Raw genomic sequence first — 18,200 nt, 5'->3', positions numbered from 1 at the left:
AGTAAGTTCGGTGTGGTCCTGTTGCATGGCTCGAAAAGCCTGCTCGATTTCATACCGTGGCTTGTCCACGGTATCCAGTAAAACAACTAAAAATACTAATAATATTAGTATTTTTAACTGGATCCCGTGAATAAATCACGGGATAACAATAAGGTCTATAAGCCGGATTCTGTATGAATATAAATTCATTGCAGTTATTTATCTAGGATAAACGTTACCGTTTACCTCAAGCGATCTACCCGCATTACAAGCCGGCTAGAGATAACCCGGGAACTTGATAAGTTCTGTAACGCCTATTTGATCTTGCTCTTGGTGGGGTTTACCATGCGTAATTTGTTACCAACTTACCGGTACGCTCTTACCGTACCTTTTCACCCTTACCGAATATACTCGATGAACTTCAAAAATTGGCTACGTCGTTCTACAAGTACTACGGTACTCACGTATTAAGTATACGCTCCGTTCCTCGTCTTGTGAACTCCTTGCTCTTTTTGAAGTTGATCTTCGTATTCATATTCGGCGGTATATTTTCTGTGGTACTTTCCCTAAAGTAATAATACTCTGCCGGATCTTAACCGGCACCATACCTCTATAGAGTCCGGACTTTCCTCGTGATTATATCATCACGCAACTGCACGACCGTTTAGAATTATGGTCAATTTTCTTAAATTAGTCAATAACATTTAGAAAAAGTTCAATTAACTTATTAAGTTCTGTGAAAGTTTCTAATTGATTTGCTATTTTGAGATATTTTTTAGCAAAAATTAATAAGATTTTTTTGAAAATTTGACTTTTGTACACAGAATATAATTAAATTAATAAGTATAATAACAAATTTAAAATTTCAACTATTTTATTAAAGATATTCTTAATTTAACATTGCTACTATTTTTTTCATACTGTATAAATATGTATTTAATGCTTCTAAACACATAAATTGTTAGCAAATTTTGATATATGATATGAAAAAATTAATTTATTATTTTGGCAGTAATGGTAGTGATGGAAACGCTAGCATGAAGAATGTACTTGGTAATAAAGGTGCCGGTCTTGCTGAAATGTCTAATCTAAAACTACCTATTCCTGATGGTTTTATAATAACTACAGAGCTATGTAATTACTTTTATACCCACAATAATAACTTTCCTAAAAATTTTCAAAACGACTTAAAAAAAGCTATCACCGAACTTGAAATAACTACCGGTAAAATTTTCGGTAGTACAAGCAATCCCCTATTATTATCGGTGCGTTCGGGTTCTACGGTTTCAATGCCTGGAATGATGGATACTATCCTTAATCTTGGAATGAATAACGAAGTGTGCAATGCTCTTGCGGATTCCTGTGGTGATAAACGATTTGCTCTTGATAGTTACAAAAGATTTCTAGAAATGTATGGTTCAACGGTATTATCTATACCTAGTGATCTATTTGAACAAATTTATGAAAAGCACAAGATTCAAGCCGATATTCATAAAGATAGCGATATTACCGTAGAATTATTAGAAAAAATTATTGATGATTTCAAACGGTTGCATATTAAGTATACTAAGCAACTAATTAATGATCCTTATGAACAGTTAGAATCGGCAATTAAAGCGGTGCTACATTCTTGGATGAGTAATAGAGCGGTTATATATAGAAAAATCAATAATATTTCGGAGGGTTTCGGTACGGCTATTAATATCCAAGCAATGGTTTTTGGTAATTTAGGTAAAACTTCAGCTACGGGAGTTGCGTTTACTAGATCACCTTCTACAGGAGAAAAAAAGCTCTTTGGAGAGTTTTTAATAAATGCTCAAGGTGAAGACATAGTATCGGGAACTAGAACACCTATGCCTATTATTGCAAATGATTCAAATTCTATGCAAGCAATGATGCCGGAAGTGTTTAAGGAATTATCACAAATTGCGAAAAAGCTTGAAGAGCATTACTTAGATATGCAGGATATAGAATTTACTATAGAAAATAATAAGCTATATATCTTACAAACACGTACTGCAAAAAGAACAGTCATCGCTGCTATTAATATTGCCGTACAAATGGTAGAAGAGAAGCTTATTTCTAAAGAACAAGCCTTAATGCGAATCGATCCGGAATCATTAAATCAATTATTACATACAAGAATTGATTACAGTAAGGGGCTTACTTCTATTGCCGAGGGTCTACCTGCTTCTCCTGGGGCTGCAACAGGTATTGCAGTATTTTCACCTTATGATGCCGAAAAATTATCTCATCATCATAAAGTAATTTTAGTACGCCATGATACTAGCCCTGAGGATATTAACGGAATGCATGTTTCTTCAGGTATTTTAACTATTAGAGGGGGAATGACTTCACATGCCGCAGTTGTGGCAAGAGGTATGGGGAAGCCTTGTGTTTGCGGTACAAGTAATTTATCTATAGATGAGAAAAAGCAAATATTAACAGCAGGCGACATAGTTATTAAACAAGGTGATATTATAACGATTGACGGAGGTATCGGCAAAATCTTCTTAGGTGAAATGCCGTTAATTCAACCTACTTTCAGTGAGGAATCAAAATTAATTTTAGATTGGGCAGACGAGATTAGTAGCTTAAAAGTTCGTGCAAATGCCGAAACAGTTAACGATGCTTTAGTATCTATAAAATTGGGGGCTCAAGGTATAGGTTTGTGTCGTAGCGAACATATGTTTTTTGATAAAAATAAAATTCCTTTAGTAAGGGAAATGATTATTGCTCCTGATATAGAACGTAGAAAGCTTGCCGTGCAGAAATTATTACCTCTGCAAATGGAGGATTTTAAAGCTTTATTCAGAGTAATGAAAGATAAACCGGTAAATATTAGATTACTTGATCCGCCGTTACATGAGTTTTTACCTACTACCGAAGAAGATAAAAAGAATTTGGCAAATAGCTTAAATCTACCGTTATCCATGATTAATCAACGTCTTCATGCTATGCACGAAGTAAATCCTATGCTCGGTCACCGTGGATGTAGACTTGGTATATGTTCACCGGAAATTTACCAAATGCAAATTGAAGCAATTTTTACGGCTATTTTTGAGCTACATAAAAAAGAACATATAGAATGTAACTTAGAACTAATGATTCCTTTAATTAGCAATGTAGGTGAAATAAAAAAGCTTAAAATGGATATTTATGAGGTAATAGAGGAATTAGAGCAACGTTATAGATATAAATTTTCTTTTACGCTCGGTACTATGATAGAACTACCAAGGGCAGCACTCGGCAGTAAGAAAATAGCTAAGGAAGTTGACTATTTTAGTTTTGGGACTAATGATTTAACTCAGACTACATACGGAATTTCTAGAGATGATATTGCATCTTTCCTCCCATATTATTTAGAAGAGAAGATTTTTGAATCCGATCCATTTACTACTCTAGATGAAGAAGGTGTAGGAGAATTAATTGAAATTGCTATAAAACGAGGAAAAAGCAGTAATGCTAATTTAAAGTTAGGTGCTTGCGGGGAGCATGCAGGCAATCCTGCATCTATAGAATTTTTCCATAGAATGAATTTAAACTATGTTTCTTGCTCTCCATACCGTATCCCTATAGCAAGAATCGCCGCAGCACAAGCTAAGATTAAACACGGGTGATAAAGGCGTTGTCCGCCTGGATCAATTTCACCTCTGTCATCCCGTGGCTTGACCACGGGATCCAGTTAAAAATACTAAATTTATTAGTATTTTTTAGTGTTTTTATAGACCCCGTGGTCAAGCCACAGGATGACATAGTGGGTTTTATAGCTCCTTGCAATGACCAAAAAATTATTTACAAATTAATATGATCATAATACCGATATTAAGCCTTTTTGGGTTTTCATCTTTTTTTGCCAAATATTTCAAAACAAAATTGACCTTCACTATTCCCGTAACAATCAGCATATTAGTACCGATTTTATATTGTTTTGCTATGTTAAAGCTATTACCGGCTGCAACATATGTAAGTTATTTCATCGGTATATTTTTAGCTCTCAGGTCATTCACCTCTTTCATGTTATCTTTCCCTTTCATGTCATCCTCGCCTTTTATGTCATTCCCGCAAAAGCGGGAATCTAGAAAAAATATAATTGAAATCATCGTATTTACTTTATTGATTCTTTTATTTTTTCTTTATACAAGAGAAGCATCGCTGCATGCTTATGATGATTTCTCACACTGGGGGATATTTACTAAAGAATTGCTATATTTCGGTGTTTTTGAGAATCAGTCTTCATTAACTTCCATTATTACTACTCATGCCCATTATCCAAGAAGTGCTGCCGTTTATCACTATTTTATGCTTTCACTTTCAGGCTATTCAGACGGTAACGTATTATTTGCTCATTTCTTATTACATTTAGCATTTCTAGCTCCTTTAGCCGCAAATAAGAAGCTCTGGCAAACCGGAATGTTGTTTTCACTTTTACTTTGCAGCGTAGTATTATATACGACTGGAATTCGCTCAATATATAATGATAGTACTATCGGCTTGATGTTCGGAGCTATTTTTACGATTTATATACTTGAGGAAGACAAGAAAAAAGCATTATTGCTTATTTTACCTATTACGATATTGCTTGCACTTTTCCGAGAAATTGGAACATGGTTTGCAAGTTTTGCTTCAATAATTCTTATAGCTCATTATACAATTTTCTATAAAAAACCTAAAAAATCAAGTGATTATATTGTATATCTGATACTACTTACCTTACCAATTTTGTGTAATTTTATTTGGATGAGTTATTTTAAAAATACTCATGATTTTTTTGACAGAGGCGAACATAGTTTTAGCAATTTAATATATATTGTTGAAAATTTTAATGAGCAGCATAGAGCATTATTACTAAATTACGGTAAATTTCTCTTGTTATTTTTAGTAAAAGAAGGAAGTTTAGTTGTATATACTATTTGTATAGCTGCATGGTACGGAATTCGTAAATATAACCCAGATTTGCTGAAAGAATATAAATTTTTTCTGATAAGTATGTTTGCTTGTTTTATAATTTTTGCCTTGTGGCGATTATATTTATATTTCTTTAACTTTAGCTATGAGGAGGCAATTAGAGGAGCATCGTTACTTAGATATCTAGGATGTTATGTTATAGCTATCGGAATGATTGCAGCTTCATATGTTAAAAATAGTATTTTCTTAAATAAGCAAAGTAATAAAGAATTATTTATATTCCTTCTGCTTCTTGCTGTTTCTACGTTTTCTGTAGTAAAAAATATATTAAGAATCAAACACTTAATCTTAGAACAAAAGAATTTTATCCAGCAAACGACAGAGATTAAAAAGCTATTAGAGCAAGGCAATAAAATTGAATTTAATTTTAGCGGTAAGAAAGATAATTTACAATGTTATGTATTAAATTATAATCTAGCACCGTATTTAGATAAAAAATATTTACAAGAATGTATAAAAACCCCTAAAGAAACGATTATAGAAACCGAGGAAAAAACGGTATACGCTCCCTTTAAATAGCTTTTGGAGATTTGTTGCACAGCTCCTATGTCATTCCTAGCTAAAAGCGGCGTTGTTGCATGGCTCGTTTTATGTCATTCCTGCGAAAGCAGGAATCCAGAAAAAAACATAAATACAGTAAATTTTTAAAATTAAAAGCTCGATTTATCTCGCTTTATGCTGGATTCCCGCTTTTGCGGGAATGACATAGCCGAATTTGCAACAATTTTTGAGCCATGCCAACAACACCGCTAAAAGCGGGAATGACATAAACGAGACCAATGCCCACGCAAGAATGACATAAAACCAATATAGATTTTAACAATTATGGATATAAAATATAATTTAGCTGCCGCTTACCGAATAATGGCGTATTTATCGCTGGATGATCATACTTATACGCATCTATCCGCAAGACCTAAAAATGCCGATTTTTACTATATTTATCCTTTTGGACTAAGGTTTGAAGAAGTAACTACGGAGAATCTTTTAAAAGTTAGTTTAGACGGAAAAATTTTAGAAGGGGAAGAATATCAATATAATAAAACCGGTTACTTTATTCATGGTAGTATTTATAAAGCACGCCCTGATATTTCTGCTGTTTTTCATTATCATACTCCCGCAAGTATAGCTGTTTCTGCTTTAAAATGCGGGCTTTTACCGCTCAGTCAATGGGCATTACATTTTTATGACAGAATATCATATCATGATTATAATTCTCTAGTATTAGATGCTGACAAACAGAGTAGTAGACTTGTTACTGACCTTAAACAGAATTATGTGATGTTACTTCGTAATCACGGTGCTATTACCTGCGGCAAAACTATTCATGAAACTATGTTTTATACTTACCATTTGGAACAAGCTTGTAAAACACAATGCTTGCTAAATTCTATAAAACAACAAGAGCTTATAGTTCCTTCCGTAGAAATATGTAAGCAGACGGTAAAAGACTTATTATCGTTTGAAGAAGATTTAGGCAAACGTGACTGGGAAGCTTGGCTACGACTTGTGAAGATGTAATCACAACACTACTATCCCGGCAGCTTTACTTGCTTGTTTTAAGGATTTATCAAGGGTTGCTATTGGTAACCCACAGCGTAATGCTAACTCTAAATAGCTAGCATCATAAAGTGTTAATCCATACTGCAACGCTAAATCCATTGTTTCAAACCATGTGTGTTCTAAGGTTATTTGATCAACTTTGATGTAAATATCTTTTAAAGTATAAATTGCTTGGTGGCGTTGATTGGAAGTAAGACGTTTTGCACGCTCTGCACATAATAATACATTTCCAATCTCAAGTCCCCAAATAGAAGAGACGATTGTTCCTTCCGTTATGGTTTTATCTAGTATATCCAAGCTTGCTACTTCATCCGGCATAAGCCATGATAAAGCTATTGAAGAATCTAAAACAAAAGAGACCATTTTTTACTTTTTACCCTCATTTCTGTAATTTAGCCATACTTCTAAATCCGATGGTTGTAAATTAATTTCTTTTGCAAGTTTCCGAAGTCTAAGAGCTGCAATGTTTGCAATCTCAATATTATTATGAGAATCAATAGGAACAATTTTTGCAGCAGCTTTACCTCTTTTAGTAATTAAAATTTCTTCGCCTTTACTAGCACGGTCTAATAACTTAGAAAAATGGGTTTTAGCATCAAAGGCCGTAATTACGTTTTTCATATAATTAACTAGTTAATTATAACATATTTTAAATTCAAATGTCAAAAACTTTAATGCCGACAACCGCTACCGTGAATATGTGGAGGATGGAGTTTGATATGCTTTAGCATCTTTTTAAGGAGTGTATCACGCTTAAGTTTTGATACATAATCTAAGAAAGTTTTGCCGTTTAAATAATCTATTTCATGCTGAATTACAGTTGCTAAAAAGCCTTCTGCTTCTAGCTCTTGTTTATTACCGTTGTAATCAAGATATTTTACCTTGATTGCTTTTGATCGTGTAATAGATGCTTCAATGCCTGGAAATGATAAAGAACCCTCAATAAAAGTTTGTTTTTCTTCCGAAAAATAAGTTATTTCCGGGTTAATAAAAACTATAGGCGATGATTTATTATTTTCATGTAGGTCAACTACCGCTATACGCTTTAATATTCCTACCATATTAGCACCCAAGCCCACTGCCCTTTCTATATGTAAAGTCTGAAGCATTTTGTCGACAATAGTACGAATATTATCATCAACAATGTCTATATATTCTGCTTGTTTTTTAAAAATATCGTTTGGTGCATAAACTATTTGATAGTAATGTTTCTCTTGATTCATTAATATACTCCAGATAAATGAAGAGTTATTTTTGCATTGCTAAATAAAGATAGATATCGTCATTGCGAGGAAAAACTGTAAGTTTTGACGAAGCAATCTCGTGCCAAAATCCTGAGATTCCCGTACTCCTTTTAGTCGCTCGCAATGACTTAGCCTTATTTAACAATGCCGTTATTTAATTACGATAGCTGATAATATATTCTGATTATAAGGTTCTTGCAAATGATATGAGCGTCTTTTACTTGGGTATTTTAACGGATTTGTGTAAGTATCTTCACCGATATTTTTTATATCTTTAACACCGGCTTCTTTAAGTTTTAACTCTACAAAAGCCGGTAAATCAAACATATAATGATTTTCTTTTATTGAGTTTATAAAAAACTGTTTATTGTTAATATCTTTACTTAAGAAAGCTTTATAATATTCATCATCAACCTCATATGAATTTTGAGCTATAGCAGGACCTATAATTGCTATTAAATTCTTTGCTCCTTTTTCTGTCATTTTAGTAACTATATTACTAATAATATTATTTATACTTCCTTTCCAGCCCGCATGTGCCGCTCCGATTATTTTACCGTCGCCGCTTGCAAGTAATACCGGTACACAATCTGCCGATTGTACCGCTAATACTAAATTTTTCTTAGTTGTAATACTTCCATCTGCTTCAGGTACTGCTATTATGGACTCATCAGCATTAACAATTTGATTGCTATGTACTTGGTTTAAAATTAAAATATCTTGTGCTTTAAAATAAGTAGTAATAGATTTTTTGTTTTCAACTATTTCTGTTTCATTTATAGAGTTATTTTTTTTTATATATCTATGACTTGAATTATTGAATGTTTTATCATAAATTTTATAATAAACTGATCCGTTTATTAATCTTTCCATGAAAATACCCCATATTAATTATAATAGTTATATTAATACTTTATCCGGTCGTTTACAAAAAAATAAACAGCTAGAAAAAATAATAGCACAATTTCATCAAGACTATAACCTAATCCCTATTATCGGCGTAGAAATAGAGTTTTATTTAAGTCACAATATTGATATAGCTAAATTTGAAATACTTTCAAGAAAATACTTAGCTAGATTTAAAATTTCTAAAATAAAAAAAGAAAAAGGCAATAATCAATTTGAAATAGATCTTCCTCCTTCTGTAAACCTAATACAATATATAAAAAATATATTAGAGGTTAAAACTATTTTAAAAAAAATGGCACAGCAGTTAAACGGTTATATAGATTTTTTTCCTAAGCCGTTTTTGGATGATTATGGTAATAGTATGCATTTTCATATTAATTTTAATTCAGAGTTTAATGATTATTATATAATTTTAGCAGCACAAGGGCTATGTCACTATATGCTAGACACCCTACTCGCTTTTATGCCGACTACTCTAGATTATTCACGGATAAATAAAAAATTTATGGCTCCTACGCATATATCATACGGTGGAAATAATAGAAGCGTAGCCGTACGAATTCCGAATTCTTTTCCCAAACGTTTAGAACATCGCTTATCTTCTCCTGAAACCGATCCATATATAGCAATTTTTACTATTTTAAAATCAATATTGTTGGCTTTAAAATCTCCAAGTTCGCTCCAAAAAATAGAAAAAATTTATGGGAACGCTTTCGATCCGCAATATAATTTAACTCCGTTACCTACATCATCTCAGGATAGCTTTATGTTATTTAAACCGGAGTTTTTTAAATAATTTGTATTTTGTTCGTAAAACCTAAAAACTAAAAAATAATTGTTTTTTTACAACTAAAATAAAGATAGTTTTAAATATAAAACTGCCGAAATTGTTTCAATTAATTATTTTATTTTTGTAAAACTAAATATTTATGAAGTAATGGTATGGACCTCCCTATATACGGAATCAATAATAATGTATTATTGTTCTAGAATAGGAAATTAATCCTAGGCAACAACAAGGAGGTCCAAATGGAAGTTACCACAATTGGCATAGATATTGCAAAAAGAATTTTTCAAATTCATGGATTAGATAAAAATGGCAAAGCAATATTAAAGAAAAAATTGATGAGAGATCAGGTGTTGAGTTATATAGCTAACTTACCAAAATGTTTAGTAGGTATGGAGGCTTGCGGCGGAGCTAACTATTGGGCAAGAGAAATAACAAAATTAGGTCATGAGGTTAAACTAATAGCACCACAATTTGTAAAACCATATGTTAAAACTAATAAAAACGATCAGGCAGATAGCGAAGCGATTTGTGAAGCAGTAACAAGACCGAATATGAGATATGTACCGATAAAAAGTGTAGGACAACGAGATATTTTGTCGATTCACAGGATAAGAGCAAGGTTGGTAAAAAATCGTACTGCACTTGCCAATGAGATAAGAGGATTACTAAATGAATTTGGTTTTACTATTCCTCAGGGTATAAATAAAGTTACTGCTAAATTAACAGAAGTTTTAGATAGTGGCGGTTTAAGCCCAATAAGCTATACAACATTCATCGAGTTAAAAGAAGAATTTATAGATAATGATAAAAAAATAATAGAGCTAGAAAAGCGATTAAAAATATTAGCAACAGAGTTAGAACAATATAAACGTTTAACATCTATACCCGGTATAGGTTTAATTACTGCTACAGCATTGATAGCTTCAATAGGTAATGCAAAATATTTTAATAATGGCAGACAATTATCAGCATGGCTTGGTTTAGTACCAAAACAACATTCGAGTGGAGGTAAAGAGAGGTTACTTAGTATAAGCAAGAGAGGCGATACTTATTTACGTACTTTATTGATTCAAGGAGCAAGAGCGGTATTAAATGCTAAGCTAAGGTTTACAACTGAAGCACAAAAAAACAAAAAGGATTTTACTAGATTTACCCAGTGGATGTATAATTTATCGGAGCGATGCGGGCATAATAAAACTACCGTTGCTGTAGCAAATAAATTGGCACGAATAGTATTCGCAGTATTACGTACCGGCAATGATTACAACGAAACTAAAGTTTGTAGTTAATTAAGGTAATAATATATTGTTGAATTGCCAATATTAACTGAATAAATTAGATAATAATATATGTAAAAATTCCAATCCGAAATATGCGTGAGAGATAATATTGATGGTGAATAAGACAAACCTTAACCTACGAAAAAACTGATTAACGCACAGGCTCTATAGAAGTCGTCTAAGTGATAAGTAAAAGTTTGTAGGCAAACGAATTCCATCAGGGCTATACGGTAAATATACAAGTAAGGTAATTTATCAATTATAAGTTGGATACATGACTGCATTTGCTTTTTAGCTATTAAATGTTATTTTTTTTTTGCATTATTAGGGAGGTCCATACATGCTTTAAGCCGCACTTCACTCTATATTTTCATAATTTTTCATTAGATAATTAAATTCCGCACCATAGATAAATATCATATTTATAATATAGAAGAATATTAATGTAACTATTATACTACCAAGGGAACCATACATTAGATTTAGTTGATTATAATAGACTATATATGTTGAAAGCAAATAGCCGCTTATTACCCATAATATCACAGTTAATAAAGCCCCTGGAAATACATCGATAAAATTTAGTTTTACATTAGGTAATATATAATACAAAGATGAGGCACCTAAAAATAATAAAATTAAAATTAAAGAATATCTTATAAAATTTAAAATGATCTTATATTTTTCAATGGTCTCTAATATTATCGGAATTTTTGTAAATAATATTGGAATTACCACTAAAAGAAACATAGTAAAGGTAATCAAGGCACTAATTATAAGAAACTGTATAATACTAAGTAATCTTCTTCTTATATAAGGGGGGGGAGATTTTATTTGATATACACGATTTAAAATAGTCCTTAAACATTCTACAAAAGAAGAAGCAGTCCAAATACTGCCTACTATGGCAAGATTCATTAAACTTTGAGGAGGAGCACTTAGTAATTCTCGTATTCTTTTTTCTATTGATTCCGTTGCTTGTTCCGGAAGACTCTCTAGAAAAATTTGTATAAAATTTTGACCAAGTTCTGAAGCTCCTAAAAAGCTTGTTAAAGCTAATAAGAATACTAGGAAAGGGAAAATAGATAAAAGTATCATGAATGACATATATCCCGAATGTTCAACGCCATCATCTTCTATTGTTCTAAATAAGGCTACGTAAAGACAATTAAAAATTTTTCTCATTATAAGATTTAGTTGTTATTATTAATTTTATATTTAACCTTAAATAAGTTCGCTGTAAATAATTAATTTATAATTAAAATGAAACTATATTTTATCTTTGATTTGAAATATTGATATAGAAATGAAATTTTCTCTTGCATTAGTTTTATATTTTTCTATAATACACCAAAATTTTATTTTTTATAAATTGTAATTTATACCTCAGTAAATAAGTTTTTAAAACATAAGATATTCGTATTTTATCTTTTAAATAATTTTGCACGATTCTTTAATAATTATTTACCAAATGATTACAAAAAACTTAAAAAATGTTATTTTATAGTTGCTTATAATATTAATTTATGGTATTATTTCTACTTAGAATTGGATAAGTTTAATGATATTAAATTATTAATAACCAAATGTTTTATAATAATATAGGATAATATCATTTTTGTTCAAAGAAAATTTTTAAATATAGACATAATTAGTAACCAAAGGAGAAGATAATGGGTAGAAAAAACGATATTATACAAAAAATCGATAGTTTTATCGGTAAGAAAATTTATTCTTTAAGACTAGCTAAGGGGTTGTCTCGTCAACAACTTGCTGAAGTAATTGATGTTACTCATCAACAATTACAAAAATACGAAAAAGCGATTAATAGAATTTCTGTAGGAAGGCTAGTACTAATCGCAGAAGCTTTAGATAGGAATATTGATTATTTCTTTGAAGGTTTAGAAGAAGCTAATAAACCGCAGCCTGTACATACTCAACATCAACGTATGTGTATTGAAGTTTCAAGAAATTTTATGAAAATTAATAGCACGGAAGAACAACAAGCCGTTAATAATCTAGTAAAATGTTTAGCCGGAAAAGAAAAACTAAAAACTAACGCATAAAGACACGCTGATCTCCTGATTATGTTTTGATATCATTTATGTCATTCCCGCGGAAGCGGGAATCCGGAAAAATAACTTTAATATAGATACAGAAGTTACATATTTGATAACATAAACATATAAAAACTTAGTTTTTATATGTTTTACTAGATTCCCGCTTTTAGCTAGGAATGACATTGCTTGCCTTTATAACATACAGCATACAAATCTTGATTAGCGTGGCGGAAAGGAAGACTCTCTTTTAATAGGTGTTGATTTATTTAAATTTTCCGACTGAATAATGCTATCTCTTGCATTCATTAATGCTCCCATAATTTTTATATTATCTTTGATATTAACTTTATCTCTTCCTACTACCATTTTAGCTTTTTCAATATCCGGCTCATCTTTACTTATAGGTTTTAATTCAGACTGTCCTGATACTACCCTTACATCTTCTGTTTTAACATTAGGGTTTTCAATTGCTTCTGCTCGTTTTTGTGCTTGTTCTTGTAATAACTTATCTATAGTTTGTAAACGTATCTCTTTAGATAAAGTTTTATCATCAATTAAATTAGCTTTAATAAAACTTTGCTGTTCTTCAGTAGAAGATTTAGTACCAAATTCCTTTACCAGCTCATCTACTTTTTTTGTTGATTCAGCTTTTTTTTCTTCAAGAGTTTTAAGATTACCATCTGGAGAGAGCATAGCACGAAAATTATTGACTTTCTCAATTGCAAGCTTAGAGATATCATTTAATATACTGGAAGTTTTTTTCACAACTTCTTCTTCTGAGACTTCACGTTTTTCAGGATGAGCATCTAAAACAGGCGTAATAACATTTTTTAATGCATCCGCTACATCTTGAGCTATATCATCACGAGGCTTAGGTTCTTCTAAATTCTGTCCTTTTAACCCTTTAGTTAAATTTTGAGTTTCTCTATCTAAAGCTGCCTCACTCGCTGCATCTTTAAGAGGTTGTTTATCTTCCGGTATAGCAGTACTCTTATCAATCCCTCTAGAAACAGCTTTAGTCATTTCAGAAGTTATTTCAGGATTTGCTTTGCTTTCATAAATGCCATCTACTCCTTTAGTCATTAGCTCTCTATCAGGTAAATCAGTCTTACTTTCTGCAATACCTTTTTCCGCTGATGCCATAATAAGTGCTTTATCAGGTAAGGATAAAGAGGTATCACTATGAGTAGCTATAGTCTCACCTACCCCTTTAACAATCTCTGCTTTGTCTTTAGCTTTAGCTTCAAGCGAGCTTCCTGCAACTGTGTTAGTAATTCCTTCAATTATTTCACTTTTCACCTCTACTTTAGCTGGACTATCTAAAACATTAGACATAATGGCTTGTATGTTTGTTGTTTTTAATTCAGTATTACTTAGAGGATCAAACAAAATATCATTTACTTTTTTTATTGTATCTTTTTTAGTTTGTTCTGCTGTAATCTTATCTAAATTCTGCTGCATCAATTGTTGTTGTTCCGGACTGAGAATTTGGGCTTCTACACCTTTCTTTAATACAGAACCTAATAATTTTTGTTTTTCCTCATTGCTTAATTCAGAGGCATTAACCTTATCACCTACTGCTATAAGCATTGTCCCTTTATCTTCAGTAGAAAGGTTACTTTTTATTACAGCATCCGTAATACCTTCAATTGCCGTAGCTCTACTTGTATCATCTTTAAGACTTAAACCGACATCTACTGCCTTTTCTAACATTTGCTGTTTTTGCTTCGGTTCAAGATTCTCTGAATTTAAAGCTATAGCTACTGTAGCTTCAAGCATTTTTGATTTTTCTAGGTCTGGAGTATTCTGATCATTTTTTATGGTTTCTAATACCGCATTTACTCCAGCTACTTTTGTATCCGGTGTGAGATCGTTATTATTGACCGTATTTTCAGTTAAAGCAATGATATTAGCCTGCTTTTCAGCAATATCACTTTTCTCATTATTAAGAATTGCCGTGGCTGCTTCGTTAATTAAATCAATTTGTTTATTACCGTCTTTTTCTTTTGTTAAACCTGCATTTACATTATTTAATAAATCTTGCATACTGGTTGATAAAGCTGTATCTGCATTAAGGAGGTTTGGATTCACTTGTTGCGGCTGTGGCATTTGTGAAATCTCAGGTTGCAGTGGTTGATTTGGCGGTACTTGGGTAGTGGTAGGCGTTTCAATAGATGATTTTAATTCTTGATTCGGAGTTATTATTGGTTGCGGTGTTTCCTGAGTTCGACCTTGTACCTTTGTTAAATCTTCAGCTATAGTTTGTGATAAATCAACGCTCTGCCCTTGGTTTAGTTTTACCTCTTGCATCATTTCTTGATATTTACCGCGTGTTACCGCAAGTGTATAAATTTCTCCGCCATGCTCAATATAAGCTAACGCATCCGGTCCGTCTCCGGCAAATTTTAAAGGTTTCGGTGAGCTTATTTCTTTAAGTTGAGGTTTACCGTTTGGTCCCTCTTCATAGTGAGCGGTAAAATATACTGCTTTATCTTTAGAAGGCTTTGTACCATCGGCTTTTAATGCTACCATTGATAGATGCATTGACCCATCGGCTTTATCAAGTTTTATAGGAAAATCTATTTCTCTATATGAATTGATTTGAACCTGAGTACCGTCTTGTTTAGCTACAGTAAAAGACTTAGTTTTAACAGTTGTTTCATTTAAGGTACAGAGTTCATCGCCTTCATCATTTCTAACTACCGTGGCTCTAAGATCGCTTGCACTTATTTGGTTTTCCCACTGTACCGGCTTAAATCCACCCTGATATCCATTAGCGGCACTATATGTTGAGAGAACATTTTTATAGCCAGCTATTTCTATTGATTCTAATTTCTTTTTAAGTTCAGGATTTTCTAAAGCCTTATCAATAAATTCTCTATTAGCCGGATTACCGAAAAAAGCACTTAATGTTTTATCTTTCTCTTTTTCCTCTTCTATTTCTTTTCTTTTTTGTTCAGCTAAATCAAGGTCTGCAAGGGCTGCTAGGTCTTTTAATATTTGCTCTTCTATCTCATCTTTTTGTGGTTGTATAATTGTTTCTCTTACAGCCTTGGTTATTGGGTCTGATGTCTGACCGTCAGGGGAAATACTGCCCGATAAGCTACTGATTGAAGGAGTAGATTGAGTAGAAGATGCAGGAGTAAAGCTAAAACCATCATCAGCTTCTAGTTCTTGGGGTGTAGTTTGAGAAAAATACTCTTTTTGTTCTTGTTCTTCTGTATATTCCTTATTTGCTAAAGGATCAAACTTACTTGTATCGGGGTTACCGTCTTTATTTGCAGTACTACTAATAGGTTGAGCAGGAACAGCTTGCTCTTGTTTTTTTTCTTCGGTGTCTGACTCATATCCACTTTCATATCCAGGATTATCAATATCTTTACTCATAAAACCTCTAATTTAACCAAAAATTAATTAGCACAAATTTTTCGCTGTCACCCCGTGGCTTGACCACGGGGTCCAGCTTAAAATACTAGAATTAATTAGTATTTTAAACTGTTTTCTGGATCCCGTGGTCAAGCCACGGGATGACACATTAATTCACAGTTTGTGTTATACTGTCAAAGATAGTATATAGAGATTTTAGTAATATCAAGAAAAAACTGATATTATTATTGAGAAAATTTAATAGAATTTTTATATTCTTTATTGAGTTCTTTAGTTGCCCAAAGCCAAGTTAAGCAAGTAATTATAAATATAATCATTAAACAGATGGAAATAGATTGATAACTAGCGGAAGGTAATATTATAAATACTAATGATTGTAAAAATGCACTGCCTGATTTACCGAGTTTTGTACCTATCACGTCGGCAGCAGCTTTACCTTTTATTTTTATTTCCGGATCTAAAGGAACATATGCCATTTCTTTTGTTGAATCAAATAAGGTATATTTGCTTGATTTACTAAGCACATTTTGAATAGCACCTATTGTTATAGCAATTAAAGCAGGATCGGTTAGGATAAAGTTTGCCATTATTAAGCCGGCAAATCCTTCAAAGTTATTAACAGCAAAAAATAATATACCGGTAATAAAAACTATTAAAGGTGTTATAACAGCCGCCGTAAACCAGCCAAGTCTTCTAACTATATTTGAACCAAGTACGACAAATAAAATAGTAAATACCCCGGTGTGGCTCAAATAACTTCCTATAAAAGCTGCATATTCGGTTGGAGTTTTATAAATTTTAGTAGCTGCTGCTTTCCAAGGACATTCTACTAAATTAATGGCAATGCCATAGCAGATAAGCAAAGTTGCAATTAATCTAATATGTCTTGACGATAGAATCATTTGAAAACTTTCGGCAATAGTCATAGATTTTTTCTTTGCTTTAAATTTGAGTAACGCTATATGCTCTTTATCTAGTACTTTATGATTAAGCAGCCAAAAAGTTTTAATAGCTATTATGCCTAAAATTAGTACTATAGTTAGAATAATTTGTATAGAAAGTGTATGAAAAGACGATTGCAATGCAAATTTATTAGTTACGTAATCATTAATATTACTTAGATTTTCTAAAAACTGCCCTGCTAAATAAATACCTGTTTGACTAAGTAGACCGAATAACGGATAAAATCTTTTAGATTCTTCCACTGTAGTAATGTTATTAACAAACTGCCAAAAAAGTAATGCAAAAACTACGTTTGGCCATAATTCAGCAATTATATAAAATAGCGAAAAACTCCATTTTGATAAAAGCAATATAAACCATTTTAAATTAGGTAAATTTGCAGTTAAATTTTGAACGGTTACAGGGCTTAAATGCAGTATTTCATGATTTGGAAAAATAACATAAGCAAATAGTGCAAAGAATGCCAAAAAAATTGATATAATAAGATAAAATATATTCTCTGCTTTCATCCTATTAACAAGTTTTACATAGATAGCAGTCATTAAGAAAGCCGACGGCATCACTCCCCAAAACTTCAAAAATGAGATAGTCTCAGCACCTATCATAGTAGTAACAATACTATCTTTTAAAGCTCTGATTAGATTTTGGATAAATAAAATACAGAACATTAATAAAGTGATGAATAAAAATTTAGAAACTTCGTGGCGTTTTATAGGCCAGATATAATCTGTAAGTTTGGAAAAACGGCTATTGATTTTAGAAGGAGGATTTTCTATATTACTGGAGTTAATCGTCATTATTTGGTCTAACCTATATCTTGCTATTGGCTAGAATTATATATTAAAGATTTTCTAAACTTAAGTCAAGGATATACTCGTTTAATTTGAGGTATTAACTAAAAAGAGTTGATATCGTCATTGCGAGCGAACTTTAGTTCATGTGACAATCCAGAAAAATTAATAAAAAATGCTAAAATTAGCATTTTTTTACTGGATTGCTTCGTCAATTACTTCGTAATTCTTCTCGCAAGGCATTGTTGCATGGACTAGTAAAACCC

The 18,200-nt window shown here is 32.0% G+C and carries 14 protein-coding genes and 1 other RNA gene; 6 read left to right on the top strand and 9 right to left on the bottom strand.

Translation table 11 applies throughout. From position 1 onward, the window contains the following. Nucleotides 1-142: 142 nt before the first annotated feature. Nucleotides 143-647: RNase P RNA component class A (gene rnpB / locus ACE38Q_RS02525), an RNA gene on the bottom strand. 315 nt (nucleotides 648-962) lie between these two features. Between rnpB and ppdK the strand changes: the two genes are divergently transcribed. Then, entirely contained in the window at nucleotides 963-3,599 is a 2,637-nt protein-coding gene (ppdK, locus tag ACE38Q_RS02520; protein WP_500189980.1) for a pyruvate, phosphate dikinase, read from the top strand. A 171-nt stretch (nucleotides 3,600-3,770) separates the two neighbouring features. On the opposite strand, the gene ACE38Q_RS02515 is transcribed toward ppdK, so the two are convergent. Then, a complete protein-coding gene (locus ACE38Q_RS02515) occupies nucleotides 3,771-3,887 on the bottom strand; it encodes a pyruvate phosphate dikinase (RefSeq protein WP_318248848.1) in 117 nt (38 codons plus the stop codon). Nucleotides 3,888-3,915: 28 nt separating this feature from the next. Between ACE38Q_RS02515 and ACE38Q_RS02510 the strand changes: the two genes are divergently transcribed. Both ACE38Q_RS02510 and ACE38Q_RS02505 read left to right on the top strand, forming a co-directional pair. Continuing rightward, entirely contained in the window at nucleotides 3,916-5,466 is a 1,551-nt protein-coding gene (locus ACE38Q_RS02510; RefSeq protein WP_500189979.1) for a hypothetical protein, read from the top strand. A 306-nt stretch (nucleotides 5,467-5,772) separates the two neighbouring features. Beyond that, nucleotides 5,773-6,468 carry a class II aldolase/adducin family protein gene (locus tag ACE38Q_RS02505; RefSeq protein ID WP_500189978.1) on the top strand — a complete coding sequence of 232 codons (696 nt, stop codon included), beginning with the start codon at nucleotides 5,773-5,775 and terminating at the stop codon, nucleotides 6,466-6,468. On the opposite strand, the gene ACE38Q_RS02500 is transcribed toward ACE38Q_RS02505, so the two are convergent. From ACE38Q_RS02500 to pgeF, 4 genes are all read right to left on the bottom strand, one after another. Beyond that, nucleotides 6,469-6,873, bottom strand: a complete 405-nt coding sequence (locus tag ACE38Q_RS02500) for a type II toxin-antitoxin system VapC family toxin (protein WP_500189977.1) — start codon at nucleotides 6,871-6,873, stop codon at nucleotides 6,469-6,471. It abuts the gene before it with no gap. Nucleotides 6,874-6,876: 3 nt separating this feature from the next. Further along, nucleotides 6,877-7,131 (bottom strand): type II toxin-antitoxin system Phd/YefM family antitoxin, encoded by a 255-nt coding sequence (locus ACE38Q_RS02495; protein ID WP_500189976.1) that lies wholly within the window; start codon nucleotides 7,129-7,131, stop codon nucleotides 6,877-6,879. A 50-nt stretch (nucleotides 7,132-7,181) separates the two neighbouring features. After that, nucleotides 7,182-7,733: a peptide deformylase gene (gene def, locus ACE38Q_RS02490; RefSeq protein WP_500189975.1), complete on the bottom strand. Its 552-nt coding sequence runs from the start codon at nucleotides 7,731-7,733 to the stop codon at nucleotides 7,182-7,184. A gap of 171 nt (nucleotides 7,734-7,904) precedes the next feature. Next, on the bottom strand, nucleotides 7,905-8,627 hold the full coding sequence (gene pgeF / locus ACE38Q_RS02485; protein WP_500189974.1) for a peptidoglycan editing factor PgeF: 723 nt from the start codon (nucleotides 8,625-8,627) through the stop codon (nucleotides 7,905-7,907). Between pgeF and ACE38Q_RS02480 the strand changes: the two genes are divergently transcribed. Together ACE38Q_RS02480 and ACE38Q_RS02475 are read left to right on the top strand one after the other, a co-directional pair. After that, entirely contained in the window at nucleotides 8,626-9,459 is an 834-nt protein-coding gene (locus ACE38Q_RS02480; protein ID WP_500189973.1) for a type I glutamate--ammonia ligase, read from the top strand. The genes pgeF and ACE38Q_RS02480 overlap by 2 nt on opposite strands. Before the next feature lie 233 nt (nucleotides 9,460-9,692). Beyond that, entirely contained in the window at nucleotides 9,693-10,742 is a 1,050-nt protein-coding gene (locus ACE38Q_RS02475; RefSeq protein WP_500189972.1) for an IS110 family RNA-guided transposase, read from the top strand. 348 nt (nucleotides 10,743-11,090) lie between these two features. On the opposite strand, the gene ACE38Q_RS02470 is transcribed toward ACE38Q_RS02475, so the two are convergent. After that, nucleotides 11,091-11,918 carry a YihY/virulence factor BrkB family protein gene (locus ACE38Q_RS02470; RefSeq protein WP_011271057.1) on the bottom strand — a complete coding sequence of 276 codons (828 nt, stop codon included), beginning with the start codon at nucleotides 11,916-11,918 and terminating at the stop codon, nucleotides 11,091-11,093. Nucleotides 11,919-12,406: 488 nt separating this feature from the next. Here ACE38Q_RS02470 and ACE38Q_RS02465 point away from each other — a divergent pair, with 488 nt between their 5' ends. After that, nucleotides 12,407-12,799, top strand: coding sequence for a helix-turn-helix domain-containing protein (locus tag ACE38Q_RS02465; RefSeq protein ID WP_011271056.1), 393 nt, complete (start codon nucleotides 12,407-12,409; stop codon nucleotides 12,797-12,799). Between the two features lie 213 nt (nucleotides 12,800-13,012). On the opposite strand, the gene ACE38Q_RS02460 is transcribed toward ACE38Q_RS02465, so the two are convergent. Then, entirely contained in the window at nucleotides 13,013-16,180 is a 3,168-nt protein-coding gene (locus ACE38Q_RS02460; protein WP_500189971.1) for a Sca4 family spreading effector, read from the bottom strand. A gap of 224 nt (nucleotides 16,181-16,404) precedes the next feature. After that, nucleotides 16,405-17,940: an NTP/NDP exchange transporter Tlc4 gene (gene tlc4 / locus ACE38Q_RS02455; RefSeq protein WP_500189970.1), complete on the bottom strand. Its 1,536-nt coding sequence runs from the start codon at nucleotides 17,938-17,940 to the stop codon at nucleotides 16,405-16,407. Nucleotides 17,941-18,200: the final 260 nt, after the last annotated feature.

It is taken from the genome of Rickettsia endosymbiont of Thecocarcelia acutangulata (genome assembly GCF_964263195.1).
Lineage (GTDB): Bacteria > Pseudomonadota > Alphaproteobacteria > Rickettsiales > Rickettsiaceae > Rickettsia > Rickettsia felis.
This window is presented reverse-complemented; position numbering and strand designations above follow the sequence as displayed.